15 protein-coding genes and 1 pseudogene are annotated in these 18,399 nt (G+C 62.4%); 8 read left to right on the forward strand and 8 right to left on the reverse strand.

What is annotated here, in order from left to right:
• Nucleotides 1-158: 158 nt before the first annotated feature.
• Complete coding sequence (locus J3P96_RS22440) at nucleotides 159-1,106, reverse strand: iron-sulfur-binding ferredoxin reductase (protein WP_434653546.1); 948 nt, start codon at nucleotides 1,104-1,106, stop codon at nucleotides 159-161.
• Nucleotides 1,099-2,205 (reverse strand): diguanylate cyclase domain-containing protein, encoded by a 1,107-nt coding sequence (locus J3P96_RS22445; RefSeq protein ID WP_434569654.1) that lies wholly within the window; start codon nucleotides 2,203-2,205, stop codon nucleotides 1,099-1,101. Before J3P96_RS22445 ends, J3P96_RS22440 begins: the two co-directional genes overlap by 8 nt.
• Before the next feature lie 522 nt (nucleotides 2,206-2,727).
• Between J3P96_RS22445 and J3P96_RS22450 the strand changes: the two genes are divergently transcribed.
• The gene (locus tag J3P96_RS22450) at nucleotides 2,728-4,251 is read left to right on the forward strand and encodes a fumarate hydratase (RefSeq protein ID WP_024014122.1); all 1,524 of its coding nucleotides are present in this window, start codon (nucleotides 2,728-2,730) and stop codon (nucleotides 4,249-4,251) included.
• Nucleotides 4,252-4,361: 110 nt separating this feature from the next.
• Here J3P96_RS22450 and J3P96_RS22455 read toward each other — a convergent pair whose 3' ends face one another.
• Nucleotides 4,362-5,309: an IS110 family transposase gene (locus tag J3P96_RS22455; protein WP_434653547.1), complete on the reverse strand. Its 948-nt coding sequence runs from the start codon at nucleotides 5,307-5,309 to the stop codon at nucleotides 4,362-4,364.
• 431 nt (nucleotides 5,310-5,740) lie between these two features.
• On the opposite strand from J3P96_RS22455, the gene J3P96_RS22460 reads away from it, so the two are divergent.
• The 5 genes from J3P96_RS22460 (at nucleotide 5,741) to J3P96_RS22480 (ending at nucleotide 11,534) form a co-directional block, all read left to right on the forward strand.
• Entirely contained in the window at nucleotides 5,741-7,504 is a 1,764-nt protein-coding gene (locus J3P96_RS22460; RefSeq protein ID WP_434653548.1) for a sensor histidine kinase, read from the forward strand.
• The gene (locus J3P96_RS22465) at nucleotides 7,497-8,831 is read left to right on the forward strand and encodes a sigma-54-dependent transcriptional regulator (protein ID WP_434653549.1); all 1,335 of its coding nucleotides are present in this window, start codon (nucleotides 7,497-7,499) and stop codon (nucleotides 8,829-8,831) included. Before J3P96_RS22460 ends, J3P96_RS22465 begins: the two co-directional genes overlap by 8 nt.
• A gap of 216 nt (nucleotides 8,832-9,047) precedes the next feature.
• Nucleotides 9,048-10,367 (forward strand): MFS transporter, encoded by a 1,320-nt coding sequence (locus J3P96_RS22470; RefSeq protein WP_305496467.1) that lies wholly within the window; start codon nucleotides 9,048-9,050, stop codon nucleotides 10,365-10,367.
• Nucleotides 10,368-10,503: 136 nt separating this feature from the next.
• On the forward strand, nucleotides 10,504-10,722 hold the full coding sequence (locus J3P96_RS22475) for a hypothetical protein (protein WP_434653550.1): 219 nt from the start codon (nucleotides 10,504-10,506) through the stop codon (nucleotides 10,720-10,722).
• A gap of 191 nt (nucleotides 10,723-10,913) precedes the next feature.
• Complete coding sequence (locus tag J3P96_RS22480) at nucleotides 10,914-11,534, forward strand: flavin reductase family protein (protein ID WP_434653551.1); 621 nt, start codon at nucleotides 10,914-10,916, stop codon at nucleotides 11,532-11,534.
• A gap of 148 nt (nucleotides 11,535-11,682) precedes the next feature.
• Here the strand turns inward: J3P96_RS22480 and J3P96_RS22485 are convergent, their stop codons facing one another.
• Both J3P96_RS22485 and J3P96_RS22490 read right to left on the reverse strand, forming a co-directional pair.
• A complete protein-coding gene (locus J3P96_RS22485) occupies nucleotides 11,683-11,916 on the reverse strand; it encodes a hypothetical protein (protein ID WP_434653552.1) in 234 nt (77 codons plus the stop codon).
• A gap of 40 nt (nucleotides 11,917-11,956) precedes the next feature.
• Nucleotides 11,957-12,310, reverse strand: coding sequence for a putative quinol monooxygenase (locus J3P96_RS22490; protein WP_434625801.1), 354 nt, complete (start codon nucleotides 12,308-12,310; stop codon nucleotides 11,957-11,959).
• A gap of 327 nt (nucleotides 12,311-12,637) precedes the next feature.
• On the opposite strand from J3P96_RS22490, the gene J3P96_RS22495 reads away from it, so the two are divergent.
• Nucleotides 12,638-13,567: an AraC family transcriptional regulator gene (locus J3P96_RS22495; RefSeq protein ID WP_434569660.1), complete on the forward strand. Its 930-nt coding sequence runs from the start codon at nucleotides 12,638-12,640 to the stop codon at nucleotides 13,565-13,567.
• A gap of 141 nt (nucleotides 13,568-13,708) precedes the next feature.
• Here the strand turns inward: J3P96_RS22495 and J3P96_RS22500 are convergent, their stop codons facing one another.
• The gene (locus J3P96_RS22500) at nucleotides 13,709-15,340 is read right to left on the reverse strand and encodes a 5-guanidino-2-oxopentanoate decarboxylase (RefSeq protein WP_434658297.1); all 1,632 of its coding nucleotides are present in this window, start codon (nucleotides 15,338-15,340) and stop codon (nucleotides 13,709-13,711) included.
• Between the two features lie 110 nt (nucleotides 15,341-15,450).
• On the opposite strand from J3P96_RS22500, the gene J3P96_RS22505 reads away from it, so the two are divergent.
• Nucleotides 15,451-16,332 (forward strand): LysR substrate-binding domain-containing protein, encoded by an 882-nt coding sequence (locus J3P96_RS22505; protein ID WP_434653553.1) that lies wholly within the window; start codon nucleotides 15,451-15,453, stop codon nucleotides 16,330-16,332.
• Nucleotides 16,333-16,502: 170 nt separating this feature from the next.
• On the opposite strand, the gene J3P96_RS22510 is transcribed toward J3P96_RS22505, so the two are convergent.
• Together J3P96_RS22510 and J3P96_RS22515 are read right to left on the reverse strand one after the other, a co-directional pair.
• Nucleotides 16,503-17,522, reverse strand: a complete 1,020-nt coding sequence (locus J3P96_RS22510; protein ID WP_434653554.1) for an alpha/beta fold hydrolase — start codon at nucleotides 17,520-17,522, stop codon at nucleotides 16,503-16,505.
• Between the two features lie 135 nt (nucleotides 17,523-17,657).
• Nucleotides 17,658-18,260 (reverse strand): annotated as a pseudogene (locus J3P96_RS22515) (5-methyltetrahydropteroyltriglutamate--homocysteine S-methyltransferase); the annotation flags it as partial.
• Nucleotides 18,261-18,399 lie beyond the last annotated feature (139 nt).

Here is an 18,399-nt window from a genome sequence, read left to right on the forward strand (position 1 = left end):
TGCTGAAAACAAAAGCCCCGCCATGTGAATGGCGGGGCTTTTTGGTTTATGGCTTTGGGGATGTGATGCCTGGGCTGAGGCCTTCGCGAGCAGGCTCGCTCCCACACTGGATTTGCGCCGCCCTCTGTGGGAGCGAGCCTGCTCGCGAAGGCGGTCTGTCAGCCGCCACTGTCCTCGCGGGTCAGAAACACATCCGCCAGCAACTGATTACGCGGCAGCCCCGCCAGGTACAAACGCTTGGCAAACGCCTCGACCCGGTCCGGATGACCGCACACCAGGGCCTGGGTCTGGCGCGAAGCCAGGCGCAGTTGCGCGAGCGCCGCTGGCGCCTCGGCCGCGGTCAATAGCTCGACGTTCAGGTTGGGGTGTTTGGCCGCCAGTGCCTTCAGAGGTTTATCCAGGTAATGCCCGGCCTCATCATGGGCCAGGTGAATCAGCCGAATCGTGCCTTGGTGCTGCTGGCGCAGCGCTTCACGGAGGATGCCGAACAGCGGTGCCAAGCCGGTGCCAGCAGCCAGCAGCCAGAGCGGCCGATCGTGCCAGTCGGCGTCGTAATGCAGCGCGCCGCCGCGCAGTTCGCCGAGGCGGATCGGGTCTCCGGTGCTCAGTTGTCGCGCCGCATCGACGAATTGACCGGGCTCGCGACAATCGAGGTGAAACTCCAGGAATCGGTCTTCTTCGGGCAGGCTCGCCAGGGAGTACGGCCGGGCCACGTCACCGGCCCATAACACCAGATGTTGCCCGGCTCGATAACGCAGTGATCGCTGCGGGCTGATGCGCAGGCGTAGCACGTCAGCCCCCAGCCAATCCACCGCGTCCACAGCGGCGGCCTGGCCGTCGCGCTGCGGATCAAAGGTGTGGATCTGCACGTCTTCGACCACCTGGCACTGGCATGCCAGGCGCCAACCGTTATCTCGCTGCGCCGGGCTCAGGGCGTCGGGACGGCTGTCACGCACATCCCCCTTCACACATTGCACCAAGCAGGCATGGCAACTGCCGGCACGGCAGCTATAGGGCACCGGCACGCCGCCGTGGTTAAGCGCGTCCAGCAGATTGCCGCCAGCCGCCACCGTCCATTGCCGGTCGGCGACTTTCAGTTCAGGCATCGACGTTCTCCCAGGCGGCGGCGCAACGGTTGCGACCGTCCCGCTTGGCACGGTACAAGGCCTGGTCGGCGCGCTGCAAGGCGCTGTCCAGGTCATCGCCGATTTCCAGCATCGTCATCCCCACCGACAAACTGAGGTTGCCCACCGGCAGATCGACCAATCGAACCTCGGTGAACGCCAGCCGCAATCGCTCGCAACAGGCCGTCAGGCGCGCGGGATCGCAAGCGGGGAGCAGCATGACAAACTCCTCGCCACCGTAACGGGCCAGCACATCGCCCTCGCGCAGGCACGCCGTGGCGACAGCGGCGAAAGCCTGCAATACCTGGTCGCCCGCGGCATGGCCATGCAGGTCGTTGATGCGTTTGAAATGGTCGAGGTCGATCAAGGCCAGGCCATGGGCGACGCCGGGCCTGAGGGTATTGAGCTCGCGGCCGGCCAGGCGCAGGAAGTGCCGGCGGTTGAACAGGCCGGTCAGTTCATCGGTGGCCACCAGGTCTTCGAGCTGGCGCATCATGCCGCGCAATGTGTCCTGGTGCGCCTGCAAGGCAAACCGACGCTGGCGCATGCGTTGGCGCGAGGTCTGGACGTAGCGGGCGTACAACACCAGCCACACCAGCACGATGAACAGTACGCAGACCTGCAGACCGGCCAGCGTCGGATCGGGCAGGCGAAAGAAATAACCGTCCCAGAGCGTGATCCCGGTGAAGCTGATAAACACCAGCGTCGCGCAACGCACAAAGGCCCGGCGGGACAGGTGAAACAGCCCGAACAGCAGGATCAGCACATAGAACACCAGGAACACGCCCCGGGCCTGGTCCAGGTGCGCCATCATCCAGGTCTGCCAGCCCAGGCCGATCCAGACCTGTATTTCCGTGAGGCTGGGGTCGGCGAATCGCAGGTTGCGGTCGGTGATGAACAGCGTGAACAGACCGGCCTGGCACAGCACGACCAACAGGCTACCAACAATGACGCCACGCAATGTGTCGAGGTAATGACCACTGAAAAACGCCAGCCACAACAATACCAGTGCCAGCGCATAAGTCGTGGCTGCGAGGGCAAAGCGTTTAAGCAAAAGACGTTGGATGGCGTTATGGGTCAATCGGTGACTCACCATGGGAAAGGAGACTGACAGAGGCGTCCTACGCTACAGGCCAGACGCCACTTTAGTGGCGTGTTCGGCAAATGACCATTCAATTCTGGCGCAGAAAAATGGCGTCAAAGCAATGGCCCAGATTGACGCATCTGCCAACCCCGACGCTGCCCCCCGTGGCGAGGGAGCTTGCTCCCGCTGGGCTGCGTAGCGGCCCCAAGATTTTGCGGTCGCTGCGCAACCGAGCGGGAGCAAGCTCCCTCGCCACGGGGTGCATTCCAGCCCTTCAACCCGCAGGTCGCCATCGCGAGCAAGCTCGCTCCCACAGGCTGCGTGCCTGCGATATACTGCCGCGCCTTTTTAGCGTCGCGCCAGCATGCCCGGCGTGCCTTGACCTGAGGTCAGCTGCAAGCGGCTAGCTCCAAGCGGCAAGTTCAGAGCAGTACGCATACTGCTTCAGCTTGCCGCTTGAAGCTTGCAGCTCGAAGCTGCCTTATAGAATGTTCCCGTCTTTAGAGAGGAGCGCGACTCATGACCGTGATCAAGCAAGATGACCTGATACAGAGCGTCGCCGACGCCTTGCAGTTCATTTCCTATTACCACCCCGTGGATTTCATCCAGGCGATGCACGAGGCCTACCTGCGCGAAGAATCGCCGGCGGCCCGTGATTCCATGGCACAGATCCTGATCAACTCGCGCATGTGCGCAACCGGCCATCGGCCGATCTGCCAGGACACCGGTATCGTGACCGTGTTCGTGCGCGTGGGCATGGACGTGCGTTGGGATGGCGCGACCATGGGCCTGGACGACATGATCAACGAGGGCGTGCGTCGCGCCTACAACCTGCCGGAAAACGTCCTGCGCGCATCGATCCTCGCCGACCCGGCAGGCGCGCGCAAGAACACCAAGGACAACACGCCGGCGGTTATCCACTACTCCATCGTCCCGGGCAACACCGTGGAAGTGGACGTGGCGGCCAAAGGCGGCGGCTCCGAGAACAAGTCGAAGATGGCCATGCTCAACCCGTCCGACTCCATCGTCGACTGGGTACTCAAGACCGTTCCGACCATGGGCGCCGGCTGGTGCCCACCGGGCATGCTCGGTATCGGCATCGGCGGCACCGCCGAGAAAGCCGCGGTGATGGCCAAGGAAGTGTTGATGGAATCCATCGACATCCACGAGCTCAAGGCCCGCGGCCCGCAGAACCGTATCGAAGAGATGCGCCTGGAGCTGTTCGAGAAGGTCAACCAACTGGGCATCGGCGCCCAGGGCCTGGGCGGCCTGACCACCGTGCTCGACGTGAAGATCATGGACTACCCGACCCACGCCGCCTCCCTGCCGGTGTGCATGATCCCCAACTGCGCCGCCACCCGTCATGCCCACTTCGTGCTTGACGGCAGCGGCCCGGCCTCGCTGGAAGCGCCACCGCTGGACGCCTACCCGGAAATCGTCTGGGAAGCTGGTCCGTCGGCGCGTCGCGTGAACCTCGACACCCTGACCCCGGAAGAAGTGCAGAGCTGGAAGCCGGGCGAAACGGTATTGCTCAACGGCAAGATGCTCACCGGTCGCGACGCGGCGCACAAGCGCATGGTCGAGATGCTGAACAAAGGTGAAACCCTGCCGGTGGACCTCAAGGGCCGCTTCATCTATTACGTTGGCCCGGTCGACCCGGTCGGCGACGAAGTGGTTGGCCCGGCCGGCCCGACCACCGCCACGCGGATGGACAAGTTCACCCGCCAGATCCTCGAGCAGACCGGCCTGTTGGGCATGATCGGCAAATCCGAGCGCGGCCCGACCGCCATCGAAGCGATCAAGGACAACAAGGCGGTCTACCTGATGGCCGTCGGCGGCGCCGCTTACCTGGTGGCCCAGGCGATCAAGAAATCCAAGGTCCTGGCCTTCGCCGAACTGGGGATGGAAGCGATCTACGAGTTCGAGGTTAAGGACATGCCGGTGACCGTTGCGGTCGACAGCAAGGGCGAGTCGGTGCACATCACCGGTCCGGCGATCTGGCAGCAGAAGATCAGCGAAAGCCTGGCGGTCGAAGTGCAGTAACGCGCATTTTACCGTTGTGAAAAAGGCCGGTGGGGCGACAAGCTCACCGGCCTTTTTTTGTGATACCACAATCAAAACCTGTGGGAGATTCTATGGTGCAGGGCTAGCCCCTAAATGCCTTTTGGTAAGTATTCGCTCTGGTTCTTCAACAGAGCGAATACCACTCGGGCAAGCTTGCGGGCCAGCGCTACCGATGCCTCGGTTGTGCTGAGCCCTCGGGACCTCAAACCCTCGTAAAATCCCTTCCACGCCGCTGTGCGACTCGCCGACATCGCGGCGTTGTGCATCAATCGGCGTGCCTCCGGATCACCTCGCTTAGACAGGCAGCGGCGTCCCTTCTTTTTTCCCGAGTCCGATATGCGCAGGTCCAGACCCAGAAAAGCGATGAAGGCATCGGCATTTCTGAAATCTCCACGCTGAAACGACGTAAGTAAACGGGCACCGCTTAACAGACCGATGCCTTCGACTTTCATGCAGCGCTTGAGCTGACTGCCCAAACCGGCTGCATCCAACTGCGTCTGGATTGTTTTCTCAAGCAAAATTTCAAGTCTTTGCATGGCCTTTATCTGGTTCTCGAAGGCCCTTTTGAGCAACGGTTCGTTCGACCAGCTTTGCTTGAGGCTGACACGCGCCTGAACCAAGGCTGCCCGTCGCCGGAAAAGGCTTATAAGCCTGCAATACAGGGGCGATGGCGGGGACCAAGGGTGTAACTGGTGGCCTTCGTTGTTCAAATAGCGAGCCAACAACCGAGCATCCAGCGCATCGGTTTTAGCGCGCACTTTCACACCTTTGCGGTAATGACTGAGTTCGTAACCGCCGATCATATAAATCACACAGCCATGCGCATAAGCCAGATCGGCGAAGTCCTGGTGGTAGATATTGGTGGCTTCGATGGCGACATCCACGGGCGCAGGTAATGCCTTGAGCCACTTCTTGATATCAGCTTTGGTGTTGGGGATCGTTTCGAGTCGATCGGATTGGGCGTGATAAATCACCAACTCATCTTTGGCGACATCCACACCTACGATCGGCTGGGCGGTGGCGACGGGCATTGCCATTGAAAATCCTCCGGGCTAAGGTTTGAACACTTGAAGGGTTCACCCAGAGGCGCAGGCTTGTTCCTATCGTCGGTCTAGGCCAGAAGCATTCTTTATCGGCGCTTGGGTGAAAGGAGGAGGGGTGAAATCTCCCACGGTCTGTACTGCGGCTAACAGTCAGAATCGAGCCTAGTCCCTCCTCCTCCCTTCAAGTCCTACCATACAAGCGAGCCTGCTCGCGAAAGCGCTTTGTCAGTCGACATCAATGCAGAGTGTTCCACCGCATTCGCGAGCAGGCTCGCTCCCACAAGGGATAGGGTGTGAATCGAAATACAGTGATCACCGCAGACCACAGTGTGGGAGCGAGCTTGCTCGCGATGGCGGTGGTGCAGGCCCGAAGCCGTTCCAGCATGCTATCTTGCCCGCCCGACTTTCCACTGGTTTACGCCAGCATGCCGAATACCCGTACCCTGCGCCTGTCGCTGTACACCCTGCTGATTCTCACTGGCGCTGCCATCGCCGCCACCCTCGCCGTGCGTCACGCTGAACGCGCGGCCCTGGAAGAGGACGCCAGCCGTGCCAGCCAGCAACTGGCGCTGTACGCCAACTCCCTTCATACCCTGATTGAACGCTACCGCGCCCTGCCCTCCGTGCTGGCGCTGGACCCACAACTGCGCGATGCCCTAAAGGGCCCGGTCAGTGCGGCGCAACAGGATGAACTGAATCGCAAGCTGGAAAAGATCAACGGCGCCGCGCAGTCCTCCACCCTGGAGTTGCTGGACCATACCGGCCTGGCCGTAGCGGCCAGCAACTGGCGGCTGCCGAGCAGCTATGTCGGCCACAATTATGGTTTTCGTCCCTACTTCATCCAGACCCGCACCCAAGGCACCGGGCGGTTTTATGCCGTGGGCGTGACCAGTGGCATCCCCGGTTATTTCCTGTCCAGCGCGGTAACCGGCGACAACGGCGAGTTCCTCGGCGCCATGGTCGTGAAGCTGGAGTTTCCGGAGCTGGAGCGCGAGTGGCGCCAGGGCAGCGACACCTTGCTGGTCAGCGATGCGCGCGGCATCATTTTCATTGCCAACCGCCCGGGCTGGCGTTATCGCCACCTGCGCCCACTGGCCGACAGCGACCGCGCCGAACTCAAGGCTACCCGTCAATACGACAAGCAACCGTTGCAGCCCCTGGCCTTCGATCCGCTGCGACGCTTCGACGACAACAGCCATCTGGCCCGGGTCGAAGCGCCCGATGGCACGGCGGACTATCTCTGGGAATCCCTGCCGTTGACCGGCGAAGGCTGGACCTTGCATTTGTTGCGCAGGCCGCAGATCGCCTTTGAAGACCTGCGCAACGCCGGGCTCGCCGCCGCCGGGTTGTGGCTGGCGCTGGTGTTCCTGTTGCTGTTTCTCAACCAGCGCTGGCGCCTGGCAAGACTGCGTCAACGCAGCCGCGAGGAACTCGAACGGCTGGTGGAGGAACGCACGCGTGAACTGCGCACTGCCCAGGACGGCCTGGTGCAATCGGCCAAGCTCGCGGCCCTGGGGCAGATGTCGGCAGCACTGGCCCACGAGATCAACCAGCCGCTGACCGCCCAGCGCATGCAGCTGGCGACCCTGCGCCTGTTGCTTGACCATGGCCGGATCGATGACGCCTACAAGGCGCTCAGACCGGTGGATGACATGCTCACGCGCATGGCGGCTCTCACCGGCCACCTCAAAACCTTTGCCCGCAAAAGCCCGAGCGGCCTGCGAGAGCGCCTGGATCTGGCAGCGGTGGTCGACCAGGCCCTGCAATTGCTGGACACACGCCTGCGCGATGAACACGTCAGCACGGTGTTGCACCTGGCCCGCCCGGCCTGGGTTCGCGGCGACGCGATCCGCCTCGAACAGGTGCTGATCAACCTGCTGCGCAACGCTCTCGACGCGATGGTCGAACAACCGATCAAGCGCCTGGAAGTGCGCCTGCAGGCCGATGAGCAACTGTGGTGCCTGACAGTGAAAGACAGCGGCGGCGGAATTGCCGAAGAGCACCTGGCCCAGGTGTTCGACCCCTTTTTCACCACCAAGGCCGTCGGCGATGGCCTGGGCCTGGGCCTGGCGGTGTCGTTTGCGATCATTCATGAATCCGGCGGGCGGCTGACAGCGGGCAATCACGAAAACGGCGCGGTATTCTGCGTCACCTTGCCCATCGATCCGGAGGCGCCGTTGCATGCTTGATTCGGTCATAGTCGTCGATGACGAGAGCAGTATCCGCAGTGCCGTGGAGCAGTGGCTGAGCCTGTCCGGATTCCGCGTGCAGTTGTTCAGCCGCGCCGAAGACTGCCTGGTGCAGTTGCCGGAGAATTTTGCCGGGGTGATCCTGAGTGACGTGCGCATGCCTGGGCTCAGCGGCCTGGAACTGTTGGCCGAAGTACGCAAGCGCGACCCCGACCTGCCGGTGATCCTGTTGACCGGTCACGGCGATGTACCCATGGCGGTGGAAGCCATGCGCGACGGGGCCTACGACTTTCTGGAAAAACCCTTCAGCCCTGAGGCCCTGCTGGGCAGCCTGCGTCGCGCCCTCGATAAACGTTTCCTGGTGCTGGAGAACCGGCGACTGCACGAGCAGGCCGATGCCAAGGCCCGGCTGGACACCACGCTGCTGGGCGTCTCCCGGCCTTTGCAGAACCTGCGCCGCCAGGTGCTGGACCTGGCGACCCTGCCAGTCAACGTATTGATTCGCGGCGAAACCGGCAGTGGCAAGGAACTGGTCGCCCGCTGCCTGCATGATTTCGGCCCAAGGGCGAGCAAGCCTTTCGTGGCGCTGAACTGTGCGGCCATTCCCGAGCCGCTGTTCGAGGCCGAACTGTTCGGCCATGAAAGCGGCGCGTTCACCGGCGCCCAGGGCAAACGCATCGGCAAGCTCGAATATGCCGATGGCGGCACGCTGTTTCTTGATGAAATCGAAAGCATGCCCCTGGCGCAACAGGCCAAGTTGCTGCGGGTTCTGCAGGAAAAGAAACTCGAGCGCCTGGGCTCTAACCAGAGCATCCCGGTGGACCTGCGCATCATTGCCGCGACCAAACCGGACCTGTTGGACGAAGCCCGTGCCGGGCGATTTCGCGAAGACCTGGCCTATCGGCTGAATATCGCCGAACTGCGCCTGCCGCCGCTTCGGGAACGGCGCGAAGACATCCCCTTGCTATTTGAACATTTCGCCTACAGCGCCGCCGAACGCCTGGGCCGCCCGGCAACGCCGCTGAGCGGCCCGCAACTGAGCCATTTGCTCAGCCATGACTGGCCGGGCAATGTGCGCGAACTGGCCAACGTCGCCGAACGCCAGGTGCTGGGCCTGGAGCAACTGCCCGTCGAGGATGCGGCGCCCGGCCAATCCCTGGCGGCCCGGCAGGAAGCCTTCGAAGCCCAATGCCTGCGCGCCGCCCTCACGCGACACAAGGGCGACGTGAAAGCCGTGCTCGAAGAACTGCAACTGCCGCGCCGTACCTTCAATGAAAAGATGCAGCGGCATGGGTTGAGCCGGGAGATGTTTTTGCAGGAGCGCTGATTTTTTCGCTGCCTGCTCGCGAAGAGGCCGCCCGATACATCACTTGATAAGCGGATTTCCGCCCAACCCCTTGGCCTCAATAAGCGGATTTCCGCTTGTACGCCGCCATCAACCCTTCTAAACCGGCCCTCCGCCACCTGGCACAGCTCCTGCTAGAGCCCTGGCAGGCTGCGTTCATACGCGCTCCACAAAAACAATTAAACGAAGGATCCTTCAATGGATAACTCCAACGCCCTGCCCATTGGGTCGGCTGCCGTGCCCGCCCGTGAAAGAACCACCGCCAGCCGGATCAAATCGATCTTCAGCGGCTCGGTCGGCAACATGGTCGAGTGGTACGACTGGTACGTCTATGCCGCTTTCTCGTTGTACTTCGCCAAAGCCTTCTTCCCCAAGGGCGACACCACCGCCCAACTGCTTAACACTGCCGCGATCTTCGCCGTCGGCTTCCTGATGCGCCCGATCGGCGGCTGGCTGATGGGCCTGTACGCCGACCGCGCCGGCCGTAAACGCGCGTTGATGGCCTCGGTGTACCTGATGTGCTTCGGCTCGCTGATTATCGCCCTGAGCCCGAGCTACGAAACCATCGGCGTCGGCGCGCCGATCCTGCTGGTCTTCGCCCGCTTGCTCCAAGGCTTGTCGGTGGGTGGCGAATACGGCACGTCGGCTACCTACCTGAGCGAGATGGCGACCAAGGAACGACGTGGCTTCTTCTCCAGCTTCCAGTACGTGACCCTGATCTCCGGCCAGCTCATCGCCCTCGGCGTGCTGATCGTGCTGCAGCAGGTCCTCACCACCGAGCAACTCTACGCCTGGGGCTGGCGCATCCCGTTCGCCATCGGCGCGCTGTGCGCAGTCGTGGCGCTGTACCTGCGTCGCGGCATGGAAGAAACCGAGTCGTTCACCAAGAAGGAAAAAGCCAAGGAAAGCGCGATGCGCACCTTGATGCGTCATCCCAAGGAACTGCTGACGGTGGTCGGCCTGACCATGGGCGGTACGCTGGCGTTCTACACCTACACCACCTACATGCAGAAGTACCTGGTGAACACCGTCGGCATGAGCATCTCCGACTCCACCACCATTTCCGCCGCCACGCTGTTCCTGTTCATGTGCCTGCAACCGATCATCGGTGGGCTGTCGGACAAGATCGGTCGCCGGCCGATCCTGATTGCCTTCGGCATCCTGGGGACGTTGTTCACGGTGCCGATCCTCACCACCCTGCACACCATCCAGACCTGGTGGGGCGCGTTCTTCCTGATCATGGCCGCGCTGATCATCGTCAGCGGCTACACCTCGATCAACGCGGTGGTGAAAGCCGAGCTGTTCCCTACCGAGATCCGCGCCCTCGGCGTCGGCCTGCCGTACGCCCTGACCGTATCGATCTTCGGCGGCACCGCCGAATACATCGCGCTGTGGTTCAAGAGCATCGGCATGGAAACCGGCTACTACTGGTACGTGACGGGCTGCATCGCGGTATCGCTGCTGGTCTACATCACCATGAAAGACACCCGCAAGCACTCGCGGATCGTGACGGACTGATAATCAAGGCGTAGCAACAGAAGGGGCTGACCTCGCCGGGTTCGCCCCTTTTTCGTTCCAGGTTTTCGAGATTAATTCTCACTTAATAACCGCACTTCATTCTCATCTCCATCAAAACATTGATTGGAGCATGACCATGAAAACCCAACTCATTTTCGCCCTGACCCTCTGCGTATTGGCCACCAGCGCCTTTGCCGACGACGGCTTCGACCGCACCGGCACCGCCGCTTTTATCGCCAGCACCCATGACCGCAGCGGCTCGGCCTCTGTTGCCAGACAAGATGAAAATCGCGCCACCGAGCCGACCGTCGCAATACAGGGCGCCGACCGCGCCGATGCGGCGTCCACCAACTGATTCCGGTATATCACTAAACCTTGTGGGAGCGAGCTTGCTCGCGATAACAGTGTGTCAGACAGAAATTTTTATCTGATACGCCGCCATCGCGAGCAAGCTCGCTCCCACATGTTTTCGGGGTGCTGACAAAACGGGCTGATCACTGCACTATCGTCGGATTCCCTTTTTAAGCACCGGACCTCCACATCTCCATGCCCGATGACATCCATTACTACGAACCCGCCAACGGTCACGGCCTGCCCCACGATCCGTTCAACGCGATCGTCGGTCCACGGCCCATTGGCTGGATTTCTTCCCAGGACAGCGAAGGACGTCTGAACCTGGCGCCTTACAGTTTCTTCAACGCCTTCAACTACGTTCCGCCGATCATCGGTTTCTCGAGTGTCGGGCGCAAAGACAGCCTGAACAATATCGAGCAGACCGGGGAGTTCGCCTGGAACCTGGCCACCCGCCCGCTGGCCGAGCAAATGAACCAGAGCTGCGCAATGGTCGCGCCAGAGGTCGATGAGTTCGAACTGGCAGCTCTGACGGCCGCCCCGTCGCGGGTGATCCAGGTGCCGCGCGTGGCAGAGAGCCCGGTATCCTTCGAATGCAAGGTCACGCAGATCATTCAGCTGCAACGTGCCGACAAGGCGCTCGTACCGAGCTGGCTGATCCTCGGCGAAGTCGTCGCCGTGCACATCGCCAAGTGGCTGTTGAAGGATGGGGTATACGACACCGCCGCCGCCGAGCCGATTTTGCGCGGTGGCGGGCCGGCGGATTATTTCCAGCTGGGGCCGGAGGCGTTGTTCAGGATGCATCGCCCGAAGTAAATGTGGCGAGGGGATTTATCCCCGCTGGGCTGCGTAGCAGCCCCCAAAGCGGAACATCTGATATACCAAGGTGGCTGGTTTCAGGGGCGCTACGCGCCCCAGCGGGGATAAATCCCCTCGCCACGAAAACAACCGCAGCCATGCCCGATTACCAGATCAGGTCGCCTTCGTCGTCGACACCCTGCAGGTGAGTCAACTGCTGGGCAGCCGCTTCATCGGCTTTGAAAGCAGTCTCGAACGTCTGCTCTTCGAGCACTTTGTTGAAACGCGGCTTGTCGGGACTGCCGATGGCCTTGGTGGCGATGGCCGCGTAGTAGCCGCCACCTTCCTTGGGAACAACAGCGGAAACAGCTTCAAAAGTTTCAAAGGCTTTGCGTGCCATAATGCGCATCCTGGCGGTTGGAATGACCGTCATTAAACCTTCAACCGGCCAGTTTGTGTACCTTCGCCATGCACCCTTCGGTCGCCTTGGCGGCAGACACCTCGCGAAAGGTATGGAAATCCAGGCTGCTCACCACCAGGTCCTGCACCAGCTCGGCGAAGATCGCCATCGCCGGGGAATTGAAGTAGGCCTCCATCGCCTGCTGGTGGGTCCACAGCCCGGACACCAGCCACAAGTCGGCGTCGCATTGCGATTGCTGCAAGGCGAAGTGCAGGCAACCGGGAGCTTGCCGCGACGGGGTGATCAAGGTACTCAAGCGCGCACCCAATTGCTGGCTGCGGCCGGCTCGTGCCCGCACGAAAGCCATGTGACTGACGGGGATCTGTGTAGTCATGTTCAACCCTCCCAGGTGATCCGTTGTGCAGCCGGGGACGGGCTGCGACAGGATCAAAGGTTAAGCGCCCCGACGCCAGCTTCGTTAGTCGATTCCTGCCGACACATTGCACGATCCTGCCCGCAGATGCCGCCGGCCTGGCTTGGAACCGATACAAACAGCGCAACTTGAAACAAAAGGTTTCAAGCAAGTTTCGAGCAGGTTGCACCGTCCCGATCCGACAGGCCGTGCAGGATCAGGCAAGCTTTCAACAGGATGTTGCTACCGCTGCGCCTTGCACAAATTTAAGCTGCGTCCATCGCATCCCTATCATCCGAGGATTTCGGCATGTCGCCACTCGATCACGCCCACGTCCCGCTGGACACTTACCTGGAACAACAGCGCGCCGAGCTGGCATCGATCATCGAACGCAATACCAGCGAGGACGGCAGCTACGCCACGGCCATCGGTTCGCTGCACCTGTCGCGCCACAGCCAGCCGCATAGATTTGCCCCGGTGCTGGCCCAACCGGCGCTGTGCATCATGGCCCAGGGGAGCAAGCAAGTGCGCCTGGCAGACGAACTGTTCAACTACGACCCGTTGCACTACCTGGTGGTCTCGGTCTCGATGCCATTGAGCGGGTGCATCGCCGACGTGTCGCCCGAACAACCGATCCTGGCGCTGCGCCTGGACATCGACCCGGCGGAAATCACCGCGCTGATCGCCGACGCCGGCCCCTTGGGCGTACCGACCCGCCCCGCCGGTCGCGGCCTGTATGTCGAGCGCCTGGACACGCCGATGCTCGATGCGGTGCTGCGCCTGGCACGGTTGCTGGACAGCCCGAAAGACATCGCCATGCTCGCGCCACTGGTGCGCCGGGAAATCCTCTATCGCCTGCTGCGCAGCCCGCAAGGCTACCGGCTGTATGAAATCGCCATTGCCAACAGCCAGAGCCATCGCATCAGCCAGGCGATCAAATGGCTCAACGGCCATTTCGAACAGCCGCTGCGCATCGACGACCTGGCCCGGGAAGTCAACCTCAGCGTCTCGACCCTGCATCATCGTTTCAAGGCAATGACCGCCATGAGCCCGTTGCAGTACCAGAAGCAATTGCGCCTGCAGGAAGCCCGTCGCCTGATGCTGGCCGAAGGGCTGGAAGCCTCGGCGGCAGGGTATCGCGTGGGTTATGAAAGCCCGTCGCAGTTCAGCCGCGAATACAGCCGGCTGTTCGGCGCGCCGCCGCTGAGGGATCTGGCGCGGTTGCGGATGACCGTATGACCTGAGATTTGTGCTGACTGGGCCGGCCTCATCGCGAGCAAGCTCGCTCCCACAGGGATCGGCGGTGAACGCAACATTTATAGCCAACAGAGATTCCCATGTGGGAGCGAGCTTGCTCGCGATGGGGCCAGTAAAGGCACCTCAATACTTCGCCGCCCAAAGGTCCTGATCAATCTCGATCAACGTCGGCCCCTGCCGCTCACATGCAGCAAGCAACGCCACCCGCAATGACGGCACATCCTCAACCGCCTCGGCATCACAGCCCAACGCCTTGGCGACGCCGATGAAATCCGGCGTGTAGATGTCCACGCCCACCGGTTCGATGGCACGGTTGACCATGTACTTCCTGATCTCTTCGTAGCCCTGGTTATTCCACAGCAACACGATCACCGGTACCCGCGCTTCCACGGCGCTGGCCAGTTCCGGCAGGCTGAATTGCAGGCCGCCATCGCCGATCAGGCACACCACCGGCGGGCGGCCATGGGCGTTATCGACACCGCCAAGCCAGGCGCCGATCGCCGCCGGCAATGCGTAGCCGAGGGTGCCGTAGCCGGTCGAGGAGTTGAACCAGCGGCGCGGCTGTTCGAGATTGAAGGTGAGGTTGCCGGTGTACACCGGCTGGGTGGAATCGCCGACAAAAACCGCCTCGGGCAGCGTCTGCAAAACACTGTCGAGGAACACGGTCTGGGCGCGAGTCGGTTCATCCCATAGTCGGTCGAGTTCAGCCCACAGCCGCGCTACACGCGCCACTCCCCAGTCGTCCTGGCGTGCGGCGGGCGCTTGCAGGCTCTGCGCGTCGAGCAAGGCGCGAGCAGCACTTCGCGCATCGGCCACCAGCGCCAGTTTCGGTGGGTAATTGCGCACGGTCTGGTCGGGGTCGATGTCGACGCGCAGCAGCGCACCGGGAATCTCGAAGCCGCCGGCGAAGGTCACGTCATAGTCGGTCTCGGCCAGTTCGGTACCGATGGCCAGCACCACATCGGCCTCGGCCACCAAGGCACGGGTCGCGACCAGGCTCTGGGTAGAGCCGATCAGCAACGGGTGGCGGGACGCCAGCATGCCCTTGGCATTGATGGTCAACGCCACCGGTGCACCGAGGCGTTCGGCCAGTTCGGTCAATTCGGCTGCTGCATCGATGGCGCCCCCGCCGGCAAGAATCAGTGGCCGTCTGGCCGTCGCCAGCAATGCCGCCATCTGCTCCACGGCGTCTGGCGCAGCCCCGGCGCGGCTGACCCGGACCGGTGCGCTGCGCAACAGCGCATCGGCGTTCTCAACCAGCACGTCCAGCGGGATTTCGATGTGCACCGGCCGTGGGCGCCCGGCCTGGAACACCGCAAAGGCGCGGGCCAACACGCCGGGCAACTCGGCAGCCGACATCAACGTATGGGAAACCGCCGCCACGCCGCCCACCAGCGCACTCTGGTTCGGCAGCTCATGCAGCTTGCCGCGCCCGCCGCCCAACTGGCTGCGCGACTGCACGCTGGAGATCACCAGCATCGGGATCGAGTCGGCATAAGCCTGGCCCATGGCGGTGGCGATGTTGGTCATGCCCGGCCCGGTGATGATGAAACACACGCCCGGCTTGCCGCTGACCCGCGCATAACCGTCGGCCATGAACCCGGCGCCTTGCTCGTGACGCGGCGTCACATGACGGAGGCTCGAACGGGCCAGCCCGCGATACAACTCGACGGTGTGCACGCCAGGAATGCCAAACACCTGCTCCACACCATAAGCTTCGAGTAACTTGACCAATACTTCGCCGCACGTCGCCATTGCCATCGCCTTTTTCTTCGGGAATGGCGTTATTGGAACGGTCGGGCCATAGCGACAACAATCGATAAAAAGTCATACTAGCCATGTCTTCAAGTCATGGCTCGGCCTCAATGAAACGACTTCCTCCGCTGCCGGCGCTGCACACCTTCCTGATCACCGCCCAATGTTGCAACTTCACGCGTGCGGCGGAACTGCTGCATATCACTCAAGGTGCGGTGAGCCGACAAATTGCCGGGCTGGAAGCGCACCTGGGTTACCCGCTGTTTCACCGCCAGGCGCGTGGCCTGAGCCTGACCGCCGAAGGCCAGGCGTGGCTGCCGCGGGTGCAGCAGGTGTTCGGCCTGATCGGCGAGGCGCTGGAGCAGATCGGCGAGAAACGCCAGGCCCTGCAACTCAAGGCGCCGACCTGCGTGATGCGCTGGTTGCTGCCGCGCCTGTTGCAATGGCAAAAGGAACGGCCAGACGTGCCGGTGGAGCTGACCACCACGATCCGGCACGGCGTGAATTTCCAACAGGAAACCTTCGACGCGGCGGTCGTCTACGGCCCGCCGCCCGATGCCTCGTTGGCCTGTCTGCACCTGTTCGATGAACAACTGACGCCGGTCTGCTCCCCGCCGCTGCTGGAAGGCCCCGCACCGTTGCGCTCGCCCGTCGACCTGCAACAGCACTTGCTGCTGCACCCCACCACCGACGAGCGCGACTGGAACGCCTGGCTCGCCGAGGCCGGCATCCACCTGAACAACATCAGCAAGGGCCAGCATTTCGAAACCCTGGACTTGGCGATGTCCATGGCGTCCCAGGGTACGGGCGTGGCGATTGGCGACTGGTCGCTGATCGGCGACGACCTCAGCGCCGGCAGGCTGATGGCGCCGTTCGAATTGAAGGTCAGGACCGGGCTGGGTTATCACCTGGTGCATCCGCGCAAGGTCCAGGTGTCGGCGCGGTTGCAGGAGTTGATGGAATGGCTGGTGGGGGAAGCTCACCGACGCTAGCCGCCCTGAAGCACCGCCCTTGTGGCGAGGGGATTCATCCCCGCTGGACTGCGCAGCAGGCCCTAGCATTGCGATGGGGTCTGCCTGACACACCTGGGCGCCAAGCTTTAGGGTCGCTGCGCAACCCAGCGGGGATAAATCCCCTCGCCACAAAAGCGCCTCGGCATGAGTTAAAGCAGATTAGGTGCCTGCGCCGGCTCGATCTGCGCCCAGTGCGAGGTGTCTTCGCGGTGCTGCTGCAAGTAGGGCAACACCGCGCCCAGCAAGGGTTCCTTGAAGGCCTCTTGAAAGCGATGGGCCAGGCCTGGGATAAGTTTCAACTGGCTGCCGCGAATATGCGCCGCCAGATGCACACCATGCATCACCGGCAGCAACGGATCGGCGGTGCCATGGACCACCAGCGTCGGCACCTGCAATTGATTGAGCAGCGCCACCCGGCTCGGCTCGGCCAGGATTGCCATGATTTGACGCTTCACACCTTCGGGGTTGAAGGCCCGGTCGTAAGCCACGGCGGCTTGATGCAGCAAGGCCTGCCGGTCATCGACCACCATCGGGCTGCCCAGCGCGGCGAGCAGGTCGGCCTGTTGCTCAAGCGCCACTTCACGATTCGGCGCGCTGCGCCGTGACAGCAACTGCACCAGCGTTTCACTGGGCGCCGGCAAGCCTGCGGCGCCGGAACTGGTCATGATCAGGGTCAGGCTCTCGACCCGTTGCGGCGCCATCGCCGCCATGTGCTGGGCGATCATCCCGCCCATGCTCACGCCCAGTACATGGAAGCTTTGCACCTGCAAGGCATCCATCAAGCCCAGGCCATCGGCGGCCATGTCGGTCAAGGTATAAGGCGCGGCCACCGGCAAGCCAAGCTTGTAGCGCAAGGCTTCGAAGGTCAGGTTGGCAGTGCCTGGGGCCTGGCGCCAGGCGGACAGGCCCACATCCCGGTTGTCGTAGCGAATCACCCGGAAACCCTGTTCGCACAGCGCCACCACCACTTCGTCCGGCCAATGGATCAACTGACCGCCCAGCCCCATCACCAGCAGCAGCGCGGGATCCGAAGCACGGCCGATGCTCTGGTACGCCAGGCTTACCTGGTCCAGGTCGACCCGTTGGGTCGCGACGTTGACATCACAACGAGAAGCCGCCAACGACGGCAGGCCGCACAACAATGCGGCCAGAAAAATGAATACACGCATGAACAAACACCAGAACGCAGAACCCCAATAGAGCGCAAGTCTGATGAAGTTTGTTCAAGCGCGCTGCCACAGTTGCGTGACAGTTTGATGAAGATTGCCGAGTGGTTATCTGAAGCCCTGAGCACACGTGGCGAGGGTACTGACCCAAAGGTTCTCGCCGAAGCGTTCCCGGGCCGGTCGCAATTGTGCCAGCGCCTGTTCCAGTTCACAGCGCCAGGCGTTGCGGCCATTGACCAGGCCCACCGACAGGATCTTGTAGGTCGGCAGGCGATCGAGCACCTGGCCGAGTTGTTCCGGCGCACGCACGGCGTCGACGTGCAGCCCATCCACCGGCAGGCCCGCCGCCAGGCCGAGGTTGTCTTGCAGGCCACTGAAACAGGTCGCCAGCAATTTTTTCAGCGGTGAATACTGGAGGATGTGGTAGGCCCGCTCGAAGGCGCTTCGCCAGGCCAGCGGCAGGTCGAGGGTGAGGATCGGTTCATCGATCTGCACCCACTCCACGCCCCGGGCCTTGAGGCGATTGAAGATTTCGCCGTAAACCGGCAACAGGCTTTCCAGCAGGTCGAGTTTGTCGAAGTCACCGCCCTTGGCCTTGCCCAGCCACAGGTACGTCAGCGGGCCGATGATCGCCGGCTTGACTCGATGTCCCAGCGCATGGGCTTCGTCGACCTCGTCGAACAGGTGCTCCCAGCTCAGCGCGAAGGTCTGCCCGGCGGTAAACTCCGGAACCCGGTTGTGGGCTTGCCGCACGGGGCGGCGATCGGCGCCGATGCGAAGAAAACCGAGGGTATGGGCCAGGGCCATGGTGAATGTCCTTCTGTAAAAGATGGCGTCATTGTCGACAGCCGGACCCACATGAGACAAACTCAATCTTTTC

The sequence above is a fragment of the Pseudomonas sp. R3-56 genome, assembly GCF_051132075.1.
Taxonomy (GTDB): Bacteria; Pseudomonadota; Gammaproteobacteria; order Pseudomonadales; family Pseudomonadaceae; genus Aquipseudomonas.

Coding starts and splice junctions, on each gene's coding strand:
- J3P96_RS22440 (WP_434653546.1), bottom strand. CDS start 1,106: ATGCCTGAACTGAAAGTCGCCGACCGGCAATGGACGGTGGCGGCTGGC.
- J3P96_RS22450 (WP_024014122.1), top strand. CDS start 2,728: ATGACCGTGATCAAGCAAGATGACCTGATACAGAGCGTCGCCGACGCC.
- J3P96_RS22455 (WP_434653547.1), bottom strand. CDS start 5,309: ATGGCAATGCCCGTCGCCACCGCCCAGCCGATCGTAGGTGTGGATGTC.
- J3P96_RS22460 (WP_434653548.1), top strand. CDS start 5,741: ATGCCGAATACCCGTACCCTGCGCCTGTCGCTGTACACCCTGCTGATT.
- J3P96_RS22465 (WP_434653549.1), top strand. CDS start 7,497: ATGCTTGATTCGGTCATAGTCGTCGATGACGAGAGCAGTATCCGCAGT.
- J3P96_RS22470 (WP_305496467.1), top strand. CDS start 9,048: ATGGATAACTCCAACGCCCTGCCCATTGGGTCGGCTGCCGTGCCCGCC.
- J3P96_RS22475 (WP_434653550.1), top strand. CDS start 10,504: ATGAAAACCCAACTCATTTTCGCCCTGACCCTCTGCGTATTGGCCACC.
- J3P96_RS22480 (WP_434653551.1), top strand. CDS start 10,914: ATGCCCGATGACATCCATTACTACGAACCCGCCAACGGTCACGGCCTG.
- J3P96_RS22485 (WP_434653552.1), bottom strand. CDS start 11,916: ATGGCACGCAAAGCCTTTGAAACTTTTGAAGCTGTTTCCGCTGTTGTT.
- J3P96_RS22490 (WP_434625801.1), bottom strand. CDS start 12,310: ATGACTACACAGATCCCCGTCAGTCACATGGCTTTCGTGCGGGCACGA.
- J3P96_RS22495 (WP_434569660.1), top strand. CDS start 12,638: ATGTCGCCACTCGATCACGCCCACGTCCCGCTGGACACTTACCTGGAA.
- J3P96_RS22500 (WP_434658297.1), bottom strand. CDS start 15,340: ATGGCGACGTGCGGCGAAGTATTGGTCAAGTTACTCGAAGCTTATGGT.
- J3P96_RS22505 (WP_434653553.1), top strand. CDS start 15,451: ATGAAACGACTTCCTCCGCTGCCGGCGCTGCACACCTTCCTGATCACC.
- J3P96_RS22510 (WP_434653554.1), bottom strand. CDS start 17,522: ATGCGTGTATTCATTTTTCTGGCCGCATTGTTGTGCGGCCTGCCGTCG.